The organism is Pseudomonas sp. R37(2017) (assembly GCF_002113375.1).
Lineage (GTDB): Bacteria > Pseudomonadota > Gammaproteobacteria > Pseudomonadales > Pseudomonadaceae > Aquipseudomonas.
In genome coordinates this window covers 328,793-351,737 of record NZ_NEHO01000004.1, presented here as the reverse complement: position 1 = coordinate 351,737, position 22,945 = coordinate 328,793, and the positions used below count along the sequence as shown (strand labels likewise).

Below are 22,945 nucleotides of genomic sequence, written 5' to 3'. Positions count from 1 at the left end.
GCTCGCTCCCACATTGGAATCCAGCCCCTTGTGGGAGCTAGCTCCCACAAGGGGCTGGATTGGATTTGAAGATAGCGATCAAAGCACCGGCAATGTCTTGTCCTTGACCACCCTGGTCGAGCCGTTGGCCTTCACACTGGCAATGCCTTTCTCCATGGCGGCATCGGAGGAATAGGTCTCGCTGCTGCCGATGATTTCGTGATTGCCCGCCTTGAGGTTGAAATACGGGTGGCCATCCTTGGTGGTTTTTTTCTCGTAGCGCTCATCCAGCGGGCTGTTGGCCTGGACCGAGGCGATGCCTTTGTCGGCGGCGGCGTGGGTGGTGTATAGCTCGCTGGTCAGAATGGTTTCGGCGTTCGCCGCCTTCAGCACAAACCTGAACTGGCCATTGATGCTTTTGCTCACTTCATACCATCCGGACATGCTGATTCTCCTTGGCGATTGAGAGGTTGCGCGCTTCACAGTAAAGACCAGCCCGAGACATCTGTCGCCTGTACCGCCCCCCTTCGCGAGCAGGCTCGCTCCCACAGTGGGAGCGAGCCTGCTCGCGAAGGGGGCGATGCGCTTGCAGCTATTTCGCCGCAGCCCGAACCACTGACAATTCCGGCGCCTGCGTGCGCCGCTGACTCAAGTAGCGCGTACAACTGACCCGCAGGAACGAAGCGAAATTGACCACCTCGCCGCGATAGTCCATCACCTCTTCATACAGCTTGGCGATCAACTGGTTGGTGGTCATGCCGTCGACTTCGGCGATTTCGCTGAGGATGTCCCAAAACTGATTCTCCAGCCGCACAGTGGTGACCACCCCGCAGATGCGCAGCGAGCGGGAGCGCGACTCGTAGAGTATCGGGTCGGCTTTGACATACAGCTCGCACATGGGCATATCCCTCGTTACAGCGTGATTTTGGTACCCAGCAATCCCAGGAAACCGGCCAGCCAGCTCGGGTGCGCAGGCCAGGCCGGCGCCGTGGCCAGATTGCCCTGAACATGGCCGTCCGTCACCGGGATGTCGATATAGGTACCGCCCGCCAGTCGTACTTCCGGAGCGCAGGCAGGATAAGCGCTGCATTCACGACCCTCGAGTACACCCGCGGCCGCCAGCAACTGCGCACCATGGCATACGGCTGCGATCGGCTTGCCGGCCTTGTCGAATGCACGCACCAACTCCAGGACTTTTTCGTTCAGGCGCAGGTACTCCGGCGCACGACCGCCCGGAATCAGCACAGCGTCATAATCGGCGGCGTCGACCTTGGCGAAATCGAAGTTGAGGGCAAACAGGTGACCGGGTTTTTCGCTGTAGGTCTGGTCGCCTTCAAAGTCATGGATCGCCGTGCGCACGGTCTGGCCGGCGGTCTTGTCCGGACAAACGGCGTGCACCGTATGGCCGACCATCAGCAGCGCCTGGAATGGCACCATCACTTCATAGTCTTCGACATAGTCACCGACCAGCATCAGGATCTTTTTCGCAGCCATGGGGAGGACTCCTCTGGAAGTGGGCGTGCAGGAGTATTCAAGGTAGTCCTTATCCGACCGGGCGGGTAACAACCGGCTACTACCTGAGGGACCGCGTTATCGTTCTTCGCGAGCAGGCTCGCTCCCACAAGGACGACACAATTCCTGTCGGAGCGAGCCCGCTCGCGAAGAGGCCCGCAAACTGTACGGATAAGTCTGTGCCTAGCTGTAACAGCGGACAGCCCATGGTTTATGGCTATATGGAGTCTTACCCCACCCTCCACGACTCTGGTTGCCATCATGTCCTCGCGCGAAAACACCGGCATGGCCCTGGGCCTGCTCGGCGTTGTGATCTTCAGCCTCACCCTGCCCTTCACCCGGATTGTCGTGCAGGAGCTCCACCCCCTGCTGAACGGCCTGGGCCGGGCATTGTTTGCGGCGGTTCCTGCGGCGTTACTGTTGCTGTGGCGCCGGGAAAAATGGCCGACCTGGAAGCAGGTAAAAGGCCTCACGCTGGTGATGGCCGGGGTGATCCTCGGCTTCCCGGTATTGTCGGCATGGGCCATGCAAACCTTGCCGGCATCCCATGGCGCGTTGGTCAACGGTTTGCAGCCGCTGTGCGTAGCGTTGTACGCCGCGTGGCTGTCCCATGAACGACCGTCGAAAGCCTTCTGGGCCTGCGCCGCGTTGGGCAGCGCGCTGGTGCTCGGTTATGCACTGATCAGCGGCGCCGGCAGCATTCAGGCCGGTGACTTGCTGATGCTTGGCGCCATTGCCGTGGGCGGATTGGGGTATGCCGAGGGAGGTCGGCTGGCCAGGGAGATGGGCGGCTGGCAGGTGATCTGCTGGGCACTGGTACTGTCTACCCCGCTGCTGATCGGCCCGGTGGCGTATCTGGCGCTGCAACATCAAGGCGAGATCTCCGCCAAGACCTGGTGGGCCTTCGGTTATGTCTCGCTGTTTTCACAGTTCATCGGCTTTTTCGCCTGGTACGCCGGGCTGGCCATGGGCGGCATTGCCCGGGTCAGTCAGATCCAGTTGCTGCAGATTTTCTTCACCATCGCCTTTTCCGCATTGTTCTTCGGGGAGCATGTGGAGCCGATCACCTGGCTGTTTGCCGGCGGGGTAATCGTGACGGTGATGCTGGGGCGCAAGACAGCGGTGCGCCCGGCACAACCGGGCACGCTACCGGCGGGGGTTCAGCTCAAGCCTTAGCGCCGAGGAAACCGTCAGCGCGCAACAACGTTTCCAGGCAATGCTCGGTGATGCGGTAGAAATCCTTCAGTTCCTGAATCTTCGCCAGCAGTTGGGCCGGGTCCACCGGCTCGGCGCGCTTGACCGCCAGGATCATCTTGTTCTTGTTGGTGTGGTCCAGTGAGATAAACTCGAACACCTTGGTCTCGTAGCCGCAGGCCTCAAGGAACAACGCGCGCAAACTGTCGGTGACCATCTCGGCCTGCTGGCCCAGGTGCAAGCCGTATTGCAGCATCGGCTTGAGCAGCGCCGGGCTCTGGATTTGCAGGCGGATCTGTTTGTGGCAACACGGCGAGCACATGATGATCGCCGCGCCGGAACGAATACCGGTATGGATCGCATAGTCGGTGGCGATATCGCAGGCATGCAGGGCGATCATCACATCCAGCTCGCTCGGCGCCACGCTGCGTACGTCACCGCACTTGAACACCAACCCTGGATGCGCAAGCTTTGCCGCCGCGGCGTTGCACAGGTTGACCATGTCTTCGCGCAGCTCGACGCCGGTCACTTCGCCTTCGGCCTTCAATGTATTGCGCAGGTAATCGTGGATGGCGAAGGTCAGGTAACCCTTGCCCGATCCGAAATCCGCCACACGTACCGGTTTGTCCAGCGCCAGGGGTGACGACGTCAGCGCATGGCTGAACACTTCGATGAACTTGTTGATCTGCTTCCACTTGCGCGACATCGCCGGGATCAGTTCATGCTGCTTGTTGGTCACACCCAGGTCGGCGAGAAACGGCCGGCCCAGGTCAAGAAAACGGTTCTTCTCACGGTTGTGCTCGGCCGATGGCACTTCGCGCAATTGCTGAGGTTTGCTCTTGAACAGCGATGACTTGCCCTTTTTGCTGTATTCAAGCTGGGCCTCGTCGGTCAACGACAACAAATGCGCATTCTTGAACGATGTGGGCAGCAACTCGGCAATGCGGGTCACACCTTCGGCCAGCGGCAGGTTCCTGGTGATATCGCGAGTCTTGTAGCGGTAGACGAAAGACAGGCAAGGCTGCGTCTTGACCGTCACCGGTTTGATGATGATCCGCTGCAGGTCCGCTTCATCGCCCACGTACTTGGCCAGCACCAGTTTAATGAACGCATTGTGCTCGAGGCTGGTTTGCAGCAAGTCGATGAACTGGGCGTGATGATCCGGCGCGAGGCTGGCGGGAGTGACGGTGACAGACATGGAAAAGCGGCCTCAGGCGATGCAAATCGAAGAATGCCGGTATTTTAAGGGGGACGAGGACTTTGGGCACGGGGTTATTTTGTGGCAGGTCCCAGTCACGCAGCCCAGGACCTCGACACAACAGTTGAAACCTCAGGGCTCCACCACGCGAAGCCTGCGGTTGTTCGGTGAGTTGATGATGTGTTTGACGATCAGCCCCACTGGTACCGCCCAGGTCAGGCCATTGGTCGGGTCCGTGACCACGGCGACCGTTTCGGAACTGGCATCGATGTCCAGGCGTCGACGGTCGTTGGCCGACTTGAGTACCCCATAGGCACGGCTGACCAGCCTTTGCGCCAGGTGCATCGGCACATCCATATCCTGCAAATGCTTGACCGCGCGACAAAACAGGACTTGATCATCGATCCCCCCAGCACTTTCATGACGCCCCAGAAACGCCTGGGCCATGGCCAATAGCTCCTCATTCAAATCTGCATTTTCATCGATAACCATCATGCTCAGGTCTCCATGTCTGTCGTGGCAGGACCGACCGCCACGGGCCGGGCGGCACGGCGCAAATCAGGTCCGGCACAGGGCAGGCGCACGGCTGGGTTGGGCATGCCACTGGGCGAAAGTTCATGGGTCATTTCAAATTCGGCACGCACCGACCAACCACAGGCTTCCGACGTGCATTGCAGATACGCCACCCGCAGGAAAATATGCCGGCCTTCGCTGGTGCGGATGCGCATCCTGCTCAAGCAGTGCGGGCACACCATTTTGTAAGTACTCATGCTTGAATTCCGGCGGTCATTGAGTGGCAATCAACCTGATCAAACGCAATACTGCTTGAGGCGTTCATCGTGGTGCTCCGGACTTGCGAACAGTGTCTGCCAGACATAAGGAAGTGCATCGGGCAGACGCGTAATGGGGACGAGCCATGCTCGTAGGAAATCCCCCTGATACCATTAGGAAGTTTCGACATCGTATTCTTCTGACTCATCTTTGATGATTGATTACTTACAAGAAAAAAAGTACTCATTACGCATAAATTAGGCACTCAAAAAGCATATGTCAAAAGGAAGAGGCTCAAATTGCGTAGCAAAAAATCACAAGCTGTTCTGGCTCGCCTGAAGCAAGTTACCGGCACAAAAACCGATGCTTCATTATCTTCCGCGTTGCAGATAAGCCCACAAACCCTTAGCAGCTGGAAAGGTCGCGACAGCACGCCGTACTCATTATGCGTAGAAATTGCTCAAGCTCGGGGCATTTCCCTGGACTGGCTGCTGCTGGGCGAAGGTCCGATATTGAGACAAACAGTTACTGCTTCTTCAGAGACCAGCCAGGAAAGCACAACACGGGAAAACACCATTCTCGCGCTCTGGCGGTTGCTCGACGAAGATGATCGCTGTGCCATACAAAACGCACTCGAGGAAAAGCATCGACTGCGTGATATGGAACTCAGACTCTGCGAAATGGCCGCGCTTCTGGCAACACTCAAACCCACGAATGAAACTTGATGATCCATGCAAGCCAAAGTCTCATTGCCTCAAGAAGTGCTACGGGCAACAGGCAGAAGTGCGCTGAAAACGCGACAACCTGAAAGCACTGGTGAAGCGAGCCACGCCCGCCCCCACACCAAGGCAGCCCCTCCACGGACCATCACCTTCGCCCTCTCAAGTGGCGAATGATTTCACCGAGACCGGCACCGTCGATCCATCGCATCAGTTTGATACTGATGGGAATAACGATCAGCGCGCAAAAGAAGGCCGTTACACCTTCCGTCAGAAATGACGCCAGCGGATGTGCGACAGGCGTAAAGAGGTAACCGACACCCGCGGACAGCAACCACGAACCGATGCGCTGCCAGGTCTTGAAGTTGGTGCGAGTGGTGGTGACCAGCCACGCGCCGAGCATTGCACCGAACAGCACCTCGCCATTAATGACTGGCAGTGTCGCGATACCCATCCCCAACATGAGCCCATTGATGCCGTTGTAGGCCGAGTCAGTCAGGCTCATGTGCACCTCGCGCAACGACGGAGTCCACGATGATCGCGCCCGTCTCGATCGCTTTGAGCAATGCGCAAGTGCGCGAGCTGACGTCGAACTTTCGGCGAATATTGGCGAAGTGAAAATTGACGGTGGATTCCGTGCAATTCTCGATCCTGGCGATTTCCCAGGAAGTCTTGCCCTTGAAACACCACATCAGGATTTGTGTTTCTTTCGCCGTCAGCTTCGCCTTGGGTGTACGAATCTCTGCGCCACGGGCGGCCCGTGCCAGAGAGTCAATCGATTGCCGGGTTGCCATAAGAATCCCTCTTCGCGAGGACACCCGTCGCCGGGCGTCCACTGGTAGAGAGAAATACTGACGACAGGGGTAACCCCGGACAATTGACGGGAGTTGTAGCGACGAGCGCTACACAATGCCACGACAAGACTTAGCCAAGCACTACCAGGCGGTTCGGCAACTCATTGCGCACATGGGTCACAGGCACATGCACCTTGAGCAGCTCGCCACAGGCTTCGACGCAGCTGACAAATCCTTGCAGCGTGTGCCCCTGCTTCACTTGCTGGGTGAACGTAGCGACGATGGCGTCCCAGTTCCTGTTGTCCAGGCGACTGGAAATCCCTTCATCCACCAGGATCTCCACATAACGCTCGGCCTCGGAGACGAAAATCAGCACGCCGGTGCTGCCTTCGGTGTGATGCAGGTTCTGCTCCAGGAACTGCCGGCGCGCCAGGTTCGAGGCGCGCCAGTGGCGCACCGAGCGCGGAATCAGGTGGGTAGTGACTTTCGGCAGGCGAAACACCAGGCACAGCACAATGAAGATGGCCCATTGCACCAGCAGCAGACTGTGCATGGTCAGCCAACCGGTGAGGTAATGCACGATGCCCGGCACCAGCAGCGCCAGCAGGCTGGCCCACAGCAACGGGATGTACGCATAGTCGTCGGCGCGGGCCGCGAGTACTGTCACCAGCTCGGCGTCGGTGTCGCGCTCGACCCGGGCGATTGCCTCGGCCACTTTGCGTTGCTCGTGTTCAGTCAGTAATGCCATGTCGTGAATTGCCTGCTCATTTTTATTATCACCAGCCGACGGACGAACCGCCTCCGCCGAAGCCGCCCCGGCCGGCGGGAAGAATACCGAGCATCTGGCACACAAAAACAGTCAGGATGAACAACATCACCCAAAACACGAACAATCCAGGATGGCGCAAGATGAAATCGTCCTCCGGATCACCTCTGGATTCATACGCCGCAGAGGGTTCGTCCAGGGAGGGTGCCGCCCAGCACCACAAGCATCGCCGCAATGCCGTCACTGATGCTCCCTTGTACTTTCATGAAAAAAACGGCCGTGAAACCTTCTGAGCCGGCTCTTGGGGCATAATCGCCCGCGCCTCTGGATTGCAACGGGCCGATGGGCTAAAAAGAGGCCCTGCGCGAAAACGCACCCGCCATCTGGCTGTCGTTTTCTGGCTCTGGTTGTTTGAGCCGGCACCCGAACAACAATAGACGCTCCCTAAATTTTGGCTGGCCGGCGTATACATCGCCGTTTGGGCCCTTGAGAAAACTATTCATGAAGAAGCTGTGTTTGCTGGGCCTGTTCGTCAGCCTGGCCAGTCATAACGTATTGGCCGCCACGACGCCCGCACCCCTGGAGAACAAGGAAGCCTTCATCAGCAACCTGATGAAGCAAATGACCCTCGATGAAAAAATCGGTCAGTTGCGCCTGATCAGCATCGGCCCGGAAATGCCTCGCGAAATGATCCGCAAGGAAATCGCGGCGGGCAACATCGGCGGTACGTTCAACTCGATCACCCGCCCGGAAAACCGCCCGATGCAGGACGCGGCCATGCGCAGCCGCCTGAAGATCCCGATGTTCTTCGCCTACGACGTGATCCACGGCCACCGCACCATTTTCCCGATCCCGCTGGCCCTGGCTTCGAGCTGGGACATGGATGCCATTGGCCTGTCCGGGCGCATCGCCGCCAGGGAAGCCGCGGCTGACAGCCTCGACATCACCTTCGCGCCGATGGTCGACATCTCTCGCGACCCACGCTGGGGCCGCACCTCCGAAGGCTTCGGCGAAGACACGTACCTGGTGTCGCGCATTGCCGGCGTGATGGTCAAGGCGTTCCAGGGTACTGGCGCCAACGCCGCCGACAGCATCATGGCCAGCGTCAAGCACTTTGCCCTGTACGGCGCGGTCGAGGGTGGCCGCGACTACAACGTGGTCGACATGAGCCCGGTCAAGATGTACCAGGACTACCTGCCGCCGTATCGCGCCGCCATCGATGCCGGCGCGGGCGGGGTCATGGTCGCGCTGAACTCGATCAACGGCGTGCCGGCCACTGCCAACACCTGGCTGATGAACGACCTGCTGCGCAAGGAGTGGGGCTTCAAGGGCCTGGCCGTCAGCGACCACGGAGCGATTTTCGAGCTGATCAAGCACGGCGTTGCCGCCGACGGTCGCGAAGCGGCGAAGCTGGCGATCAAGGCCGGCATCCACATGAGCATGAACGACACCCTGTACGGCAAAGAGCTGCCGGGGCTGCTGAAGTCCGGCGAGATCCAGCAGAGCGATATCGACAACGCCGTGCGTGCGGTACTGAACGCCAAGTACGACATGGGCCTGTTCAAGGACCCGTACCTGCGCATCGGCAAGGCCGAGGACGACCCGGTCGACACCTACGCCGACAGCCGCCTGCACCGCGCCGAGGCCCGTGATGTGGCGCGCCGCAGCCAGGTGCTGTTGAAGAACCGGAACGAAACCCTGCCGCTGAAGAAAACCGCGAAAATCGCGCTGGTCGGTCCGCTGGCCAAGGCGCCAATCGACATGATGGGCAGCTGGGCCGCGGCCGGCAGGCCGGCGCAATCGGTGACCCTGTTCGACGGCATGACCAACGCCCTGGGCGATAAATCGACACTGATCTACGCCCGAGGCGCCAATATCACCAACGACCCGAAAATCCTCGGCTACCTGAACTTCCTCAACTTCGACGCCCCGGAAGTGGTGGATGACCCGCGCCCGGCGAATGTACTGATCGACGAAGCGGTGAAGGCGGCCAAGGAGGCTGACGTCGTAGTCGCCGCCGTCGGCGAGTCCCGTGGCATGTCCCACGAATCGTCGAGTCGTACCGACCTGAACATCCCGGAAAACCAGCGCGAGCTGATCCGTGCCCTGAAAGCCACCGGCAAACCGTTGGTGCTGGTCTTGATGAACGGCCGCCCACTGACGATCCTCGAAGAGAAAGAACAGGCTGACGCGATCCTGGAAACCTGGTTCACCGGCACCGAAGGCGGCAACGCCATCGCTGACGTACTGTTCGGCGACTACAACCCGTCGGGCAAACTGCCGATCAGCATCCCGCGCTCGGTAGGCCAGATCCCGACCTACTACAACCACCTGACCATTGGCCGGCCGTTCACCCCAGGCAAACCGGGCAACTACACCTCGCAGTATTTCGATGACACCACAGGCCCCCTGTACCCGTTCGGTTACGGCCTGAGCTACACCGACTTCAGCGTGAGCGACATGGCCCTGTCGTCGACCACGCTGAACAAGACCGGCAAGCTCGACGCCAGCGTCACGGTGAAAAACACCGGCAAGCGCGACGGCGAAACCGTGGTGCAGCTGTACATCCAGGACGTGGCCGGTTCGATGATCCGCCCGATCAAGGAGTTGAAGAACTTCCAGAAAGTGATGATCAAGGCCGGCGAGCAGAAAGTCGTGCACTTCACCATCACCGAGGACGACCTGAAGTTCTACAACAGCCAGCTCAAATACGCGGCGGAACCGGGCAAGTTCAATGTGCAGATCGGTCTGGATTCAGAGGACGTGACGCAGCAGAGCTTTGAGTTGCTCTAACCGCAAAAACCTGTAGGAGCGACGGTGCGGCGATCCGACCTGCTCGCGATGAGGCCATAACATTCGACATCATTGTTGACTGTCAGGCCGCCATCGCGAGCATGCTCGCTCCGACAGTAGTTTCAGGGTGTTCGGAAGTCCGGGATCATCCCCTTCGATCCAGCAGATTCACCACCAGCCGATCCACCCATCCCCACACCCGCTGCTTGACTCGCCGCCACAATGGCCGGCGTTGCCACTCCTCCAGGCTGACTTGCTCGCTCAACCCGAAGTCGCGCTCGAAACTCGCCGCTACCGCTCGGGTCAACCCGGGGTCCAGGGCTTCCAGGTTGGCTTCCAGGTTGAAGCGCAGGTTCCAGTGGTCGAAATTGCACGAGCCGATGCTCACCCAGTCATCGATCAAGACCATTTTCAGGTGCAGGAAACACGGCTGATACTCGAAGATCTTCACCCCGGCCTTGAGCAGCCGCGGATAGTAACGATGCCCGGCATAGCGCACGGACGGGTGATCGGTACGCGGGCCGGTCAGCAGCAATCGCACATCAACGCCCCGGGCAGCCGCCCGGCGCAGGGAACGACGGACCTTCCAGGTCGGCAAAAAGTATGGCGTGGCCAGCCAGATCCGGCGCTGACCGCTATTGAGGGCACGCACCAGCGATTGCAGAATGTCCCGGTGCTGGCGGGCGTCGGCGTAGGCCACCCGGCCCATGCCCTCGCCCATGGACGGCACTCGTGGCAGGCGCGGCAAGCCGAAATGCGAGGCCGGCCGCCAGGCGCGACGATGGCGGTTGGCGATCCACTGGCGATCGAACAGCAACTGCCAGTCGAGCACCAACGGCCCGGTGATTTCCACCATCACCTCATGCCATTCGCTGACGTCTTCGCCCGGTGTCCAGAATTCATCGGTGACGCCTGTGCCACCGACCACGGCCAGGCTCTGGTCCACCAGCAGCAGTTTGCGGTGATCGCGGTAGAAGTTGCCGACCCAGCGGCGCCAGCTCAGGCGATTGTAAAAACGCAGCTCCACGCCGGCCGCCATCAGCCGCTGACGCAAGGCCAGGGTGAAGGCGAGGCTGCCGTAGTCATCGAACAGGCAACGTACCCGCACGCCGCGCTCGGCGGCCTGCACCAATGCCTGGACCATGGCTTCGGCACAAGCGCCCGCCTCCACCAGATACAGCTCCAGTTCGACCTGTTCTTCGGCCCGCGCAATCGCCACCAGCATGCGCGGGAAGAACTGCGGACCATCGACCAGCAGTTCGAAGTGGTTGCCTTCACGCCAGGGAAAAACCGGACCGGCCATGTCAGCGCGCCGTGAAAATCAGTACCGCACTCACCGGTACCGACAGACTGATCGCCGACAGACCGGCCATTTTGCGCAACGCTTCCACGCCGGGAGCCAAATCGAAATCCTCGGCGTTGATCACCAGCGGTTCGAGGGTCACCACCTGGAAGCGTCGGTCATCGAGACGAGTCGCCAGCAGTTCGGCGTTGTAGGTGTGTCGCTGGCCGTGCAGGTCGACCGTCAGCGGCAGGCGCAATTCCTGTTGCGCGCCGGGGGCGAGGTCGTTGATCGGACGCAGATCGATTTTCGTGGTGATCACGGTGTCGGGAAACTGCTCGATCTGGAACAGCTCCTTGCGCATGCGCTCATCGCGCAACGGTATGCCGCTGTTGATCGACTCCAGCTCGACTTCCACCTGCGCCAGCCCCTCGGGATCGACCTTACCGTGCAGCACCAGGAAGCGCTGTACTTCGGAGACATTGGCGTTTTTGGTGCTGACGAATGACAGACGCGATGACTCGCCATCCAGATACCAATCGGCTCGGGCCGACAATGCGGTACCGGCCAGCAGCAGGATCGCGAGGGTTTGGAGTGTGGAGCGCTTGAACATAGAGACTCATGGGGCAGATAAACCTGTGCTGAACCTTAACCGGGCTTCAGCGCATTGCAAGCCATCCGTTACCCCATCGCCACAAATGTCCTTCCCTTTCCAGGCACTTCATCGTGTTCAGGGCTGCAAACGACAGCCCTGGCGCTCGCCGATCCACACCGCGCTGTTGCTGCGCCCCATGCCGCTGACCGTGACACGCTTGCCGGCCGGCTCATCGGCAAAACTGCTGGCGGGCAGCCACTGCTTCACATAACCGTGGCAGTACTCGGCGTCGTTGTTCATCACATAGCGGCACGAACAGTATTCCTTGGCGGTGTAGGCGCTGATGATGTCCGGAAACGCCCACAGCGCCACCCGCTCGCGCCAGATCCAGCCGAGCAAGGCGATCAGCAGGATCAGCAACAGCGAGCCGAGCGGTCGACGGCGAATGAACCCGCTCATGGCTGCACCCTCCCGGCAAAGGCCTTGAGCGCGAGCCTGAGCAATTCGTTATGCCGGTAGCTGCCGTCGCGATCATCGCCGTAGCGCACGATCACCAACTGTTCACTGGGAATCACATACATCGCCTGCCCCCAATGACCCAGTGCGGCGAAGGTGTCGGCGGGGGCATCGGGCCAGGGTCGCTCCGCGCCTTCAACGGCTCGATTGAGCCACCATTGGCCACCGGGGACGGCATCGTCTTCGTGGGCGTGATAGTGGGCGAACGGCTCGCGGTTGAACGCCACCCAATCCTTGGGCAGCAGTTGCCTGTCGCCCCAGCGCCCCTCGCGAACCATCAACAGACCGATTCGGGCCAGGTCCCGTGCCGTGAGGTAGGCATAGGACGACGCAACGAAAATGCCGGTGGCATCGGTTTCCCACACGGCATGACGAATGCCCAGCGGCTCGAACAGCGCAGCCCACGGATAGTCGGGATAACGGCCGGGGCCGACTATGGTTTTCAATGCGGCGGACAACAGGTTGCTGTCACCGCTGGAGTAACGAAACGCCTGGCCCGGCGCGGCGTACGCCTCATGTGCCGCAGTGAACGCGGCCATGTCGTGGCGACCGCGGGTGTAGAGCATGGCCACCACCGAAGATTTCAGCGGTGCGTATTCGTAGTCTTCCTGCCAATCCAGGCCCGAGGCCCAGTGCAGCAGGTCGGCCATGGTCATGTCCGGGTGTTTTTGCAGGGGCGGATAGTACTTCGCCACTGGGTCGGTGAGTTTGAACAACCCTTCGCCGTAGGCCACACCGAGGACGGTAGCCATCAGGCTTTTGCTGATCGACCAGGTCAGGTGCGGGGTCGCGGCCGTCGTCGGACCGGTGTAGCGTTCGTAGATCAACCGGCCGTCGCGGATCACCAGCAAGGCATCGGTGCGGATGCCCTGGCGAGTGGCGTTATCGCGGGATGGGAAGGCGTAGGCTTCCAGGGCTTGAAGCGCCGGGCCGGCGGGTGTCGGGGCCGTCGGCCATTGCTCGGCGGGCCAGGATTCGGCCCGGGCCATGAAGCTGAGCAGCAGGAAAATCAGGGACAAGCCTTTGGACATGGCGGGGGCTCGGAAATTGAACCTGCTGAGCCTAGTCGAGGTTGATGACAGTTCTGAAATTTGTATTGCCTATAAGGCCGTCTTCGCGAGCAGGCTCGCTCCCACATTTGAAATGCATACCCCTGTGGGAGCGAGCCTGCTCGCGAAGAGGCCAGTCAAGGCAACGCAGATTCCGCCAACGCCTTGGCCAACCGCTTGTCCCGCGCCCCCGCCGCCAACGCCATCACCGCCTGATCCCGCTGCCACATCGCCGCCCACTCCGCAGGCCCTGCGGCCAACGCCTGGTTCACCTCGGCCTTGAGCCCTTCGAACTGTGCAAACAACCCGCCCAGCACCACATGCCCGGCCAGACTGGTCGGTGGCTGGCGGCTGCTTTCCGCGCACCCGGCCAGCAATCCCAGCAGACGCAATTGCAAGGATTGCGGCCAGGCACACTCCTGGCCGATACCGTACAACCACGCCGTCATGGCGCTCAGTACATAGATGTCTTCCAGCGTGCGGAACGGTTTGACGTACGCGTCCCAGCCATCCCCGGCGAGCAATTCGCACAAGGCATTTTCCAGAAACAACCGGCCATGGCTGATGTCCGGCATCAACGGGATCGGCGGCAGTCTTTCAACGCGCACCCCCGGCTCATCGCGATAGATCACCGCCAGGCTCAAGCGCGGATCGGCACCGGGCTCCTCGCTGCGCGCCGCCACCAGCAGCCAGTCGGCGGCATCGCCGGCGGTGACGAAGTCCTTGCGTCCGTTCAGGCGCAAACCGCTCAACCGGGTATGCATGTCGGCCGGGCGCAGGCTGCGCTGTTCGGTGGCGCACAGCGCACCCAGGCTCAGTGGCGCACTCGGCCAGAGCATGCGCAACGCCGCCTGATACCCCACCAGAAACGCGAGCCCCGGCGTCGCCATCAACCGCCCGCCAAGCACGGCCAATTCGAACGGCGAGACCGGACCCAACCGCTGCAACAAGGTCGCGAAACCTTCCGCCAGATCCGGGTTGGCGGGCAAGCGATCACGGTGGTTCAACAGGGTTTGCCAGGGCATAAGGGGCTCCTTGTGGGCTGTCATACAAGCATCACCAAAGCTTAATGGCGATGACACCGGGGCTACATAGCCTGACTTTGCACAACACGGCTAGACAAAGAAAGTCGATTCGCTGTAGCCCGAAAGTGGGTGAGCAGCCTGCACGGAGATTCGCCATGACTCAGATCGCCCGCATCAGCGACACCGGCAACCAACGCCGCCTGCAAGCCGAACGCCTGGTGGGCGCCGAGGCGTTGCAGGAGGCCCAGGCCTTGCGCTTCAACGTGTTCAGCGGCGAATTCAACGCCAAACTCAAGGGTGCCGAGCTGGGTCTGGACATGGATGACTACGACGTTCACTGCGCCCACATCGGCGTGCGCGACTTGAACACCGGGCGTCTGGTGGCGACCACCCGTTTGCTCGATCACACGGCTGCCAGCAGCCTGGGCAAATTCTACAGTGAAGAAGAATTCAGCCTCCACGGCCTGGTGCACCTGCAAGGCCCGATCCTGGAAATCGGTCGCACCTGCGTCGACCCGGCCTATCGCAACGGCGGTACCATCGCCGTACTCTGGGGCGAACTGGCTGAAGTCTTGAACCAGGGCGGCTACAGCTACCTGATGGGTTGCGCGAGCATTCCGATGCAGGACGGCGGCGTGCAGGCCCACGCGATCATGCAGCGTCTGCGCGAACGTTACCTGTGCACCGAACACTTGCGCGCCGAACCGAAAAATCCGCTGCCGAGCCTGGACATCCCGTCGAACGTGATTGCCGAAATGCCGCCGCTGCTCAAAGCCTACATGCGCCTGGGCGCGAAGATCTGCGGCGAGCCATGCTGGGACGAAGACTTCCAGGTCACCGACGTGTTCATCCTGCTCAAGCGCGATGAACTCTGCCCGCGCTATGCCAAACACTTCAAGGCGGCCGTGTAATGAAGCGGTTACGGGTGTACGCACGAATCGCGCGGGTGCTGATGGTGGTGACGCTGGGCCTGGGCATGGCCAGTGTGTTCGGAGTGTTCGAGCGCCTGGGCATCGCCCATTCGATGGCACGCCGGCAGCGCTGGTCGCGGTTTTTCATGGCGCGCCTGAGCAATGCCCTGCCCTTTGACGTGAGCGTCCACGGTGAGCTGCCGGAGGCACCGATGCTCTGGGTCAGCAACCATGTGTCCTGGACCGATATCCCGCTGCTGGGCATGCTCACACCGCTGTCGTTCCTGTCCAAGGCCGAAGTGCGCACCTGGCCGGTGGCCGGCTGGTTGGCGGCCAAGGCCGGCAGCCTGTTTATCCGCCGTGGCTCGGGTGACAGCCAATTGATCCGCAAGCAGATGACCCGCCACCTGGAACAGGCCTACCCACTCTTGATGTTCCCGGAAGGCACGACCACCGATGGCCGTTCACTGCGTACTTTCCATGGCCGTCTGCTGTCCGCCGCCATCGATTCCGAAGTGGCGATGCAACCGGTGGCGATTCGTTATGTGCGTGACGGCGAACCCTGTGCGCTGGCGCCGTTCATTGGCGACGATGATCTGCTCTCGCACTTGATGCGTCTGTTTGCCAATGACCGTGGTGGCGTGGAGATTCACCTGCTCAAGCCCATCGAGTGTCAGGGCCGGGAACGTGCGGCACTGGCGTTCGAAGCGCAGCAGGCGGTGCAGAAGGCGTTGTTCGGGGCCGAGGTTGAACCCCGGCGGGCACCGGTGCGCCCTGCCATCGCAGCATAACCGTCCCTGTAGGAGCGAGCATGCTCGCGATAGCGGTCTGTCATTAAACATCATCGTTGAATGTTAATCCGCTATCGCGAGCATGCTCGCTCCTACAGGGGTTCAGGGGTTTCAGGGGGTTGAGTGGTTCCGGGCAAAATCCTGAAGCTGCGGATAGAACAACCTGAAGTCCTCGCTCAACGGTTCATACAACCGCCGCAACTCCTGCATCGCCGCCGCCAGTTCCTCCGGCCGGGTCAGGCGTCGCGAGATGCCGCGCAACACCTGCTCCAGCACTTCGAACTCCTGATACGAACCCAACCAGTCATTGGCCACCATGTGTGGCGCAATCCTGGCCAGCCGCTCCGGCAGTTGTCGTTCGCTGGACAGAACGCGGTACACGTCTGAAGTGAACAGTTCCAGCGGCTGGTCGGCATACAGCGCCCAGTCCCTGGCCAGGCAATGGTCGAAAAACACGTCGAGGACGATCCCCGCGTAGCGACGACGGGTGAGGGAGAAGCGTGACAACGCGACGTCCACCAGCGGATGGCGATCGGTGAACATGTCAATACTGCGGTGCAACTGGATGGCGCCTTCGATTTCCGGAGCGAACTGCCCTTGCAGCCGTCCCTTGACGAAATCGCCATACAGACTGCCGAGCAATTGGCCGGGACGCTGGCCACCGAGGTGAAGATGTGCGAGATAGTTCATGGGCGCAGCTTAGCACTGCCCCCTTGTCTTGTTACACTCACCATATCGTTATAACCCGATATACCGAAATGTGAGCTGGTCAGAGCCAAATCATATTTGTATATCGCGAAATACCGATTTAAAGTTCGCCTCATCGCGATATAGCGTTTTACACATCACGAGCCCACATCATGACCATCAATCTCGACGAAATAATAAAAGCCCTGGCACACCCAGTACGGCGAGAAATCCTGCACTGGCTCAAGGACCCGACCGTCGAATTTCCCGACCAGTCCCACAGCAACGAGCACGGCGTCTGCGCCGGGCAGATCGATCAACGTTGCGGTCTGTCGCAGTCCACGGTGTCCGCACACCTGGCGACCCTGCAACGCGCCGGCCTGATCAGCAGCCGCAAAGTCGGTCAGTGGCACTTCTTCAAACGCAACGAGGAAACCATCCAGGCGTTCCTCGAAACCTTCAGTAAAGAGCTCTGAGCCTTCAACAGGAATTAAACAATGCCCCTCTCGCTACTCATCCTGGCCTTGAGCGCCTTCGCCATCGGCACCACCGAATTCGTCATCATGGGCCTGCTGCCCAACGTGGCGGCGGACCTCGGCGTGTCGATTCCCGGTGCCGGTTGGCTGGTGACCGGTTACGCCCTGGGCGTGGCCATCGGTGCGCCGTTCATGGCGCTGGCCACCGCCAGACTGCCGCGCAAGGCAGCCCTGGTAGCGTTGATGGGCATCTTCATTATCGGCAACCTGCTCTGCGCAGTGGCCGGTGACTACAACGTGCTGATGTTCGCCCGTGTGGTCACCGCCCTGTGCCACGGCGCCTTCTTCGGCATCGGTTCAGTGGTAGCCGCCGGCCTGGTGCCTGCGAACAAACGCGCGTCGGCCGTGGCCCTGATGTTCACCGGCCTGACCCTGGCCAACGTCCTCGGCGTACCGCTGGGCACCGCCCTCGGCCAGGAAGCCGGCTGGCGTTCGACCTTCTGGGCCGTGACCGTGATCGGCGTGATTGCACTGATCGGCCTGATCCGTTTCCTGCCGGCCAAGCGTGATGAGGAAAAACTCGACATGCGTGCCGAACTGGCCGCGCTCAAGGGCGGCGGCATCTGGCTGTCCCTGAGCATGACCGCACTGTTCGCCGCCTCGGTGTTCACCCTGTTCACCTACGTTGCGCCGCTGCTCGGCGAAGTCACCGGTGTTTCGCCCCGTGGTGTGACCTGGACCCTGATGCTCATCGGCCTGGGCCTGACAGTCGGCAACATCATCGGTGGCAAGCTGGCCGACAAAGGCATGGCCGCGACGCTGATCGGTGTGTTCATCACCATGGCGGTGGTGTCCACCGTGCTGACCTGGACCAGCGTCGCGCTGATCCCGACCGAAATCACCCTGTTCCTCTGGGCCACCGCGTGTTTTGCCGCCGTACCGGCGCTGCAAGTGAACGTAGTGACCTTCGGCAAAGCCGCACCGAACCTGGTGTCGACCCTGAACATCGGCGCTTTCAACATCGGCAACGCCTTGGGTGCCTGGGTCGGCGGCAGCGTGATCGCCCATGGCTTCGGCCTGACCAGCGTGCCGCTCGCGGCAGCGGTACTGGCGGTACTCGCCCTGCTGGTGACCCTGATCACTTTCCGTCAGAGCGGCAATCCCGAGCTGGCACCTGCTACCTCTAACTGATCTGCAAAAGAGAGCCATTAAATGACGACTATTTTCGATCCGATCAAACTGGGCGACCTCGAGTTGGCCAACCGCATCATCATGGCGCCGCTGACCCGCTGCCGCGCCGACGAAGGCCGCGTGCCGAACGCGCTGATGGCCGAGTACTACGTACAGCGTGCCTCCGCCGGCCTGATCCTCAGCGAAGCCACTTCGGTCACCCCGATGGGCGTCGGCTACCCGGACACCCCGGGCATCTGGTCCAACGATCAGGTGCGTGGCTGGGCCAACGTGACCAAGGCTATCCATGGCGCGGGCGGCAAGATTTTCCTGCAGTTGTGGCACGTGGGTCGCATTTCCCATGGCTTGTACCTGAACGATGAAGCCCCTGTCGCCCCGAGCGCCATCCAGCCAAAGGGCCACGTCAGCCTGGTTCGTCCGCTGGCCGACTACCCTGTCCCGCGCGCCCTGGAAACCGCTGAAATCGCCGACATCGTCGACGCCTACCGCGTCGGTGCCGAGAACGCCAAGGCCGCCGGCTTCGACGGCGTGGAAATCCATGCCGCCAACGGCTACCTGCTCGACCAGTTCCTGCAAAGCAGCACCAACCAGCGCACCGACAACTACGGCGGCTCCCTGGAAAACCGTGCCCGCCTGCTGCTGGAGGTGACTGACGCCGCCATCGAAATCTGGGGGGCTGGCCGTGTGGGTGTGCACCTGTCGCCACGCGCCGACCTGCATGACATGGGCGACGACAACCTGGCCGAAACTTTCACCTACGTCGCTCGCGAACTGGGCAAGCGTGGCATTGCCTTCATTTGCTCGCGGGAGAAAGAAGGCGCCGACAGCCTTGGCCCACAACTCAAGGAAGCCTTCGGTGGCCCTTACATCGCCAACGAGCGTTTCACCAAGGACAGCGCCAACGCGTTGCTCGCCAGTGGCAAGGCCGATGCAGTCGCCTTCGGCGTACCTTTCATTGCCAACCCAGACCTGCCGGCACGTTTGCAGGCTGACGCAGCGCTGAACGAAGCGCGTCCGGAACTGTTCTACGCCAAGGGCCCGGTCGGCTACATCGACTACCCGACGCTGTAAGTCGCTCGACCTTGAATCTCAGGGCCTCCACTCTCCAGAGTCGAGGCCTTTTTTCATAGTCCAGACCTGGAATGACACACCCACTGATAACTCGCCGCGCCCCACGCAATAGAAACTAATAACTCACTCACTATTACGCATTGATTAACCCCTTTCCTCAATCAACAATTATCCACAGCACCCCCAAAAACCAAACATCAACTTAAATGGATTTAAGCCGATGCAAACTTTTATTCAAAACCTCGCCAGCGGACTGACGCTCGGCCTCGCCATATGCAACTATTGCTCTGCAGACAATGACAACTACAAGACAATTTCATTATCCGAGGACCCGGATACCACCACGATCCACTACTACTTTAAAAACCTCACCACTGAAAAAATGAGCGTTGCGACACCGTCCAAAAAAATGAGCGACGCGCCATTCCCCATCAGCAACTTCGATGTACCCGCCAAAGGCAAGGATGAGTTTGCCGCAGACTTCCCCGGATACTTCAATTCTGTCGAGTTCGCCAAGGCGACTGTTCTGAGCGAGACATTTTCCTATGTCTCGGGCAACAAGATATGTCAGTTCACGGCTTCTATCGAAGTCAGCCTGAAAAACAACGACGGGGATGTCGAGAGGGTGCCTCACTGGTCAGGCAGTGGCAAATCGACGGGCAGCGAGGCCGCGGACTGCTCAACCGAAATTCTTGAAGTGAAAAAGTCATATCCCTACAGCATGAGTATCGAATTCAGTCTCGAATAAACAGTCATTCGTCTATTCAGTCTGCCACCGCCCCAATTACCAAACTTACCAAGAGCACAATAAAAATGAATACGCTCAACACCACCACGTTTGTCTTGTTATTGCTTTACTCATTCAACGCCAACAGCATGAGCGACACGATCATCACCCTTAAGGTATCCAACAACACTTTTGGCACCATGAAATTAAAAAGCATCACGGGCCTTGAGGTTGCACTCAACGGTCCCTTGATAACGTTCAATGTCGGACCTGGCACCTACGAAATTATTGATATCCCGTACAGTCGACCTTTTACCCTCGACTCTTCGAACTGGCAGCCGCGCCGAAACAAAGTCGAACCTGTGGCACTGAATCTGGAGTTTGAAGTTCATGGTCAACGCTGCCGATTGAAAACCCGAATGGAGGCACCGGTGGGTTACGGCGTTTTGGAGCCAGACTATAAACCTGTCTGGCAGAGCACGGTGGAGTCGTCCGGAAGCGGAAAATACCAGTGCCAAGTCACCACGTCACGAAAGCAGACGAGGCCGCCATTCAGCTATACCGTTGAACTGAGCATAAACAAGTAGGAATCCATAGCCCGGGCGGGCGCTATCGTGAGTCACCCGGGCAAACTGCCATCGCCGCGTCGCGAAAATAACCATGGCAGACGCAGGCTCGTTCGCAGCCTCGACACAAAATCCCTACAAAATACCGAGCTTGCTATCTGTTATCCGGACGAGGGTGCGTATATAAAAGCACCCCTTTACGGGACATCGAGTGACAAAAACGCCGTCGGTCGACACACGCGGCAAAAATTACGAATTTTGTTTCATTTGCGCAGGCTGGGACTCAAGCGCAGCATGTCCAGCCCTGTATCGACCCAACGCTCGGCTTCGGTGTGCAATTGGAAACTGTCGGGGGCCAGCAGCCACTGGTACAGGATGCCATCTATATAGGCATGCAAGCTGATGGCGGCGCGGGCGGTGTCGAGGTTTTCCGGCAACTGGCCGCGATTCACGGCATTACTCAGGGCCAGGCCGATCCGCAGATTGCATTCGAGGCTGGCGGATACGCGCTGTTGGCGCAGGTCGCACATTTCATCGGTGAATTCGCACTTATGAAACAGAATCTCATTGATGCGTCGGGTTTTCGGGTCCAGCGCAATTTGATGAAACAAATGAATCAGCAACTTGCGCATGCAGCCCAGGGGATCGAGTTCGTCCTCGCTCTCGCTGGCCTTGGCCATTTCTTCCAGCGGCTCATGCAAGGTGTCGAGCATGGCCTGCACCAGATCCGCCTTGTTGCTGAAATGCCAGTAGATGGCCCCGCGAGTAACGCCGGCCAGGGTCGCGATGTCCGCCAGGGTCGTACGCGCCACACCTCGCTCGAAAAAGGCCTTTTCGGCCGCCACGAGAATCTGCGCGCGGGTTTCCTGAGCTTCCTCTTTGGTACGACGGACCATGGCAGTACAACCTCAATCAGGGGGCTTCAGCGATGTCTGGATATCAGCTGAGTAAAAGTGGGGCGAACGTTCTGGGGGTTCGTCCCCGGTCTACAAATCCAACTTTTCAACGGCTTGTGTAAGAGCCTGAGTAGCGACGTTGATACGCAGCCTGGGTATTTACAAACAGCCATGTACGTAAGTATATTCCTTAGCAAGCTACTTATCCACCCGATAAACACTTTTCAACCTTCCACCTTTCTAGTGCGCACGTTGCGCGCCTGACCCGAGGATTTTCATGCAATTCAAGCCAGCTGTTACCGCTCTGGTCGCCGCCGTCGCCCTGGCATCGCTGCTCAGCGGATGCAAAAAGGAAGAGGCAGCACCGGCCGCCCCACCGCCTCAGGTCGGCGTCGTGACTCTGCAACCGCAAGCCTTCACCCTGACATCCGATCTGCCCGGCCGTACCAGTGCGTTTCGCATTGCCGAAGTGCGCCCGCAGGTCAACGGCATCATTCTCAAGCGCCTGTTCAAGGAAGGCAGCGACGTCAAGGCCGGCCAGCAGCTCTATCAGATCGACCCTTCGATCTATGAAGCCACGCTCGCCAGCGCCGAAGCCAACCTGCGTTCGACCAAGTCGATTTCCGACCGCTACAAGCAACTGGTCGACGAACAAGCCGTAAGCCGCCAGGAATACGACACCGCTTTGGCCAACCGCCTGCAATCGGAAGCTGCGCTGCAATCGGCCCAGATCAACGTGCGCTACACCAAGGTCTATGCCCCGTTGACCGGCCGCATCGGCCGTTCCTCGGTGACCGAAGGCGCACTGGTCAGCAATGCCCAGGTCGATGCAATGGCGGTGATTCAGCAAATCGACCCGATCTACGTCGACGTGACGCAGTCCTCGGTCGAGCTGTTGCAATTGCGCCGTGAGCTGGAAAGCGGTCGCCTGCAAAAAGCCGGCGACAACGCGGCCTCGGTCAAGCTGACCCTCGAAGACGGCAGCGAGTACAAGCTGGACGGCAAGCTGGAGTTCTCCGAAATCTCGGTTGACCAGACCACCGGTTCCGTCACCCTGCGCGCCATTTTCCCGAACCCTGACCACACGCTTCTGCCTGGCATGTTCGTGCACGCCAAGTTGCTGGCCGGTGTGAACAGCGCGGCGATCCTGGCCCCGCAGCAAGGCGTGACCCGCGACCTCAAAGGTACGCCGACCGCACTGGTTGTCGGCCCGGACAACAAGGTCGAACTGCGTCACCTCAAGGCCAACCGCACCGTCGGTAACCAGTGGCTGATCGAAGACGGCCTGAAGGCCGGCGATCGCCTGATCACCGAAGGTCTGCAATTCGTCAAGCCTGGCATCGAAGTCAAGGCCAGTGAAGCGACCAACGTAGCCGTAAAGAACCCGGCCCCCGCCCAGGCAGCTGACACAGCCTCCGGCGGCAAAGGGGAGTAAA

General features: G+C 60.1%; 27 protein-coding genes and 1 pseudogene. 11 read left to right on the top strand and 17 right to left on the bottom strand.

Annotation, left to right across the window (positions count from 1 at the left end):
- Positions 1–78: 78 nt before the first annotated feature.
- The 3 genes from CAG47_RS09560 to CAG47_RS09550 form a co-directional block, all read right to left on the bottom strand.
- Positions 79–423 carry a YegP family protein gene (locus CAG47_RS09560; protein WP_085724636.1) on the bottom strand — a complete coding sequence of 115 codons (345 nt, stop codon included), beginning with the start codon at positions 421–423 and terminating at the stop codon, positions 79–81.
- 148 nt (positions 424–571) lie between these two features.
- A complete protein-coding gene (locus tag CAG47_RS09555; protein WP_085724635.1) occupies positions 572–877 on the bottom strand; it encodes a ribbon-helix-helix domain-containing protein in 306 nt (101 codons plus the stop codon).
- A 14-nt stretch (positions 878–891) separates the two neighbouring features.
- The gene (locus tag CAG47_RS09550; RefSeq protein WP_085724634.1) at positions 892–1,473 is read right to left on the bottom strand and encodes a DJ-1/PfpI family protein; all 582 of its coding nucleotides are present in this window, start codon (positions 1,471–1,473) and stop codon (positions 892–894) included.
- Between the two features lie 279 nt (positions 1,474–1,752).
- On the opposite strand from CAG47_RS09550, the gene CAG47_RS09545 reads away from it, so the two are divergent.
- Positions 1,753–2,667 carry a DMT family transporter gene (locus CAG47_RS09545; protein WP_085724633.1) on the top strand — a complete coding sequence of 305 codons (915 nt, stop codon included), beginning with the start codon at positions 1,753–1,755 and terminating at the stop codon, positions 2,665–2,667.
- Here CAG47_RS09545 and CAG47_RS09540 read toward each other — a convergent pair.
- The 3 genes from CAG47_RS09540 to CAG47_RS09530 form a co-directional block, all read right to left on the bottom strand.
- Positions 2,657–3,883 (bottom strand): SAM-dependent methyltransferase, encoded by a 1,227-nt coding sequence (locus tag CAG47_RS09540; RefSeq protein WP_085724632.1) that lies wholly within the window; start codon positions 3,881–3,883, stop codon positions 2,657–2,659. The two genes, CAG47_RS09545 and CAG47_RS09540, sit on opposite strands and share 11 nt — an antisense overlap.
- 132 nt (positions 3,884–4,015) lie before the next feature.
- Positions 4,016–4,378 (bottom strand): hypothetical protein, encoded by a 363-nt coding sequence (locus CAG47_RS09535; protein ID WP_085724631.1) that lies wholly within the window; start codon positions 4,376–4,378, stop codon positions 4,016–4,018.
- 2 nt (positions 4,379–4,380) lie between these two features.
- The gene (locus CAG47_RS09530) at positions 4,381–4,653 is read right to left on the bottom strand and encodes an ogr/Delta-like zinc finger family protein (RefSeq protein ID WP_085724630.1); all 273 of its coding nucleotides are present in this window, start codon (positions 4,651–4,653) and stop codon (positions 4,381–4,383) included.
- 300 nt (positions 4,654–4,953) lie between these two features.
- On the opposite strand from CAG47_RS09530, the gene CAG47_RS09525 reads away from it, so the two are divergent.
- Positions 4,954–5,379: a helix-turn-helix domain-containing protein gene (locus tag CAG47_RS09525; RefSeq protein WP_177408947.1), complete on the top strand. Its 426-nt coding sequence runs from the start codon at positions 4,954–4,956 to the stop codon at positions 5,377–5,379.
- Positions 5,380–5,521: 142 nt separating this feature from the next.
- Here CAG47_RS09525 and CAG47_RS09520 read toward each other — a convergent pair whose 3' ends face one another.
- From CAG47_RS09520 to CAG47_RS09505, 4 genes and pseudogenes are all read right to left on the bottom strand, one after another.
- The gene (locus tag CAG47_RS09520; protein ID WP_085724629.1) at positions 5,522–5,878 is read right to left on the bottom strand and encodes a putative holin; all 357 of its coding nucleotides are present in this window, start codon (positions 5,876–5,878) and stop codon (positions 5,522–5,524) included.
- Positions 5,865–6,167 (bottom strand): helix-turn-helix domain-containing protein, encoded by a 303-nt coding sequence (locus CAG47_RS09515; protein ID WP_085724628.1) that lies wholly within the window; start codon positions 6,165–6,167, stop codon positions 5,865–5,867. The genes CAG47_RS09520 and CAG47_RS09515 overlap by 14 nt, the downstream gene beginning before the upstream one ends.
- Before the next feature lie 130 nt (positions 6,168–6,297).
- Positions 6,298–6,915: a TPM domain-containing protein gene (locus tag CAG47_RS09510; RefSeq protein ID WP_085724627.1), complete on the bottom strand. Its 618-nt coding sequence runs from the start codon at positions 6,913–6,915 to the stop codon at positions 6,298–6,300.
- A gap of 34 nt (positions 6,916–6,949) precedes the next feature.
- Positions 6,950–7,181, bottom strand: a pseudogene (locus CAG47_RS09505) (methanol dehydrogenase); the annotation flags it as partial.
- A 253-nt stretch (positions 7,182–7,434) separates the two neighbouring features.
- Between CAG47_RS09505 and bglX the strand changes: the two are divergent.
- On the top strand, positions 7,435–9,726 hold the full coding sequence (gene bglX / locus CAG47_RS09500; RefSeq protein ID WP_085724626.1) for a beta-glucosidase BglX: 2,292 nt from the start codon (positions 7,435–7,437) through the stop codon (positions 9,724–9,726).
- Positions 9,727–9,871: 145 nt separating this feature from the next.
- Here bglX and CAG47_RS09495 read toward each other — a convergent pair whose 3' ends face one another.
- The 5 genes from CAG47_RS09495 to CAG47_RS09475 form a co-directional block, all read right to left on the bottom strand.
- Positions 9,872–11,029 carry a phosphatidylserine/phosphatidylglycerophosphate/cardiolipin synthase family protein gene (locus CAG47_RS09495; RefSeq protein ID WP_085724625.1) on the bottom strand — a complete coding sequence of 386 codons (1,158 nt, stop codon included), beginning with the start codon at positions 11,027–11,029 and terminating at the stop codon, positions 9,872–9,874.
- Position 11,030: 1 nt separating this feature from the next.
- On the bottom strand, positions 11,031–11,621 hold the full coding sequence (locus CAG47_RS09490) for a YceI family protein (protein ID WP_085724624.1): 591 nt from the start codon (positions 11,619–11,621) through the stop codon (positions 11,031–11,033).
- A gap of 117 nt (positions 11,622–11,738) precedes the next feature.
- Positions 11,739–12,062: an amidase gene (locus CAG47_RS09485; RefSeq protein ID WP_085724623.1), complete on the bottom strand. Its 324-nt coding sequence runs from the start codon at positions 12,060–12,062 to the stop codon at positions 11,739–11,741.
- Positions 12,059–13,150, bottom strand: a complete 1,092-nt coding sequence (locus tag CAG47_RS09480) for a serine hydrolase (RefSeq protein ID WP_085724622.1) — start codon at positions 13,148–13,150, stop codon at positions 12,059–12,061. The genes CAG47_RS09485 and CAG47_RS09480 overlap by 4 nt, the downstream gene beginning before the upstream one ends.
- Positions 13,151–13,305: 155 nt before the next feature.
- Positions 13,306–14,193 (bottom strand): acyl-CoA dehydrogenase family protein, encoded by an 888-nt coding sequence (locus tag CAG47_RS09475; protein ID WP_085724621.1) that lies wholly within the window; start codon positions 14,191–14,193, stop codon positions 13,306–13,308.
- A gap of 155 nt (positions 14,194–14,348) precedes the next feature.
- Here CAG47_RS09475 and olsB point away from each other — a divergent pair, with 155 nt between their 5' ends.
- On the top strand, positions 14,349–15,104 hold the full coding sequence (gene olsB / locus CAG47_RS09470; RefSeq protein WP_085724620.1) for an L-ornithine N(alpha)-acyltransferase: 756 nt from the start codon (positions 14,349–14,351) through the stop codon (positions 15,102–15,104).
- Positions 15,104–15,895, top strand: coding sequence for a 1-acyl-sn-glycerol-3-phosphate acyltransferase (locus tag CAG47_RS09465; RefSeq protein ID WP_085724619.1), 792 nt, complete (start codon positions 15,104–15,106; stop codon positions 15,893–15,895). Before olsB ends, CAG47_RS09465 begins: the two co-directional genes overlap by 1 nt.
- 111 nt (positions 15,896–16,006) lie before the next feature.
- On the opposite strand, the gene CAG47_RS09460 is transcribed toward CAG47_RS09465, so the two are convergent.
- Positions 16,007–16,585, bottom strand: a complete 579-nt coding sequence (locus tag CAG47_RS09460; RefSeq protein WP_085724618.1) for an ACP phosphodiesterase — start codon at positions 16,583–16,585, stop codon at positions 16,007–16,009.
- Positions 16,586–16,755: 170 nt separating this feature from the next.
- Here CAG47_RS09460 and CAG47_RS09455 point away from each other — a divergent pair, with 170 nt between their 5' ends.
- The 5 genes from CAG47_RS09455 (at position 16,756) to CAG47_RS09435 (ending at position 20,634) form a co-directional block, all read left to right on the top strand.
- On the top strand, positions 16,756–17,058 hold the full coding sequence (locus CAG47_RS09455; RefSeq protein ID WP_085724617.1) for a helix-turn-helix transcriptional regulator: 303 nt from the start codon (positions 16,756–16,758) through the stop codon (positions 17,056–17,058).
- Between the two features lie 21 nt (positions 17,059–17,079).
- Positions 17,080–18,249 (top strand): MFS transporter, encoded by a 1,170-nt coding sequence (locus tag CAG47_RS09450; RefSeq protein ID WP_085724616.1) that lies wholly within the window; start codon positions 17,080–17,082, stop codon positions 18,247–18,249.
- Between the two features lie 21 nt (positions 18,250–18,270).
- A complete protein-coding gene (locus CAG47_RS09445) occupies positions 18,271–19,320 on the top strand; it encodes an alkene reductase (RefSeq protein WP_085724615.1) in 1,050 nt (349 codons plus the stop codon).
- Positions 19,321–19,540: 220 nt separating this feature from the next.
- Positions 19,541–20,068: a hypothetical protein gene (locus CAG47_RS09440; RefSeq protein ID WP_085724614.1), complete on the top strand. Its 528-nt coding sequence runs from the start codon at positions 19,541–19,543 to the stop codon at positions 20,066–20,068.
- 65 nt (positions 20,069–20,133) lie between these two features.
- Complete coding sequence (locus CAG47_RS09435) at positions 20,134–20,634, top strand: hypothetical protein (protein ID WP_085724613.1); 501 nt, start codon at positions 20,134–20,136, stop codon at positions 20,632–20,634.
- Positions 20,635–20,876: 242 nt separating this feature from the next.
- Here the strand turns inward: CAG47_RS09435 and emhR are convergent, their stop codons facing one another.
- Positions 20,877–21,509 carry an efflux system transcriptional repressor EmhR gene (gene emhR / locus CAG47_RS09430; protein ID WP_085724612.1) on the bottom strand — a complete coding sequence of 211 codons (633 nt, stop codon included), beginning with the start codon at positions 21,507–21,509 and terminating at the stop codon, positions 20,877–20,879.
- Positions 21,510–21,786: 277 nt separating this feature from the next.
- On the opposite strand from emhR, the gene CAG47_RS09425 reads away from it, so the two are divergent.
- Positions 21,787–22,944: an efflux RND transporter periplasmic adaptor subunit gene (locus CAG47_RS09425; protein ID WP_085724611.1), complete on the top strand. Its 1,158-nt coding sequence runs from the start codon at positions 21,787–21,789 to the stop codon at positions 22,942–22,944.
- Position 22,945: the final 1 nt, after the last annotated feature.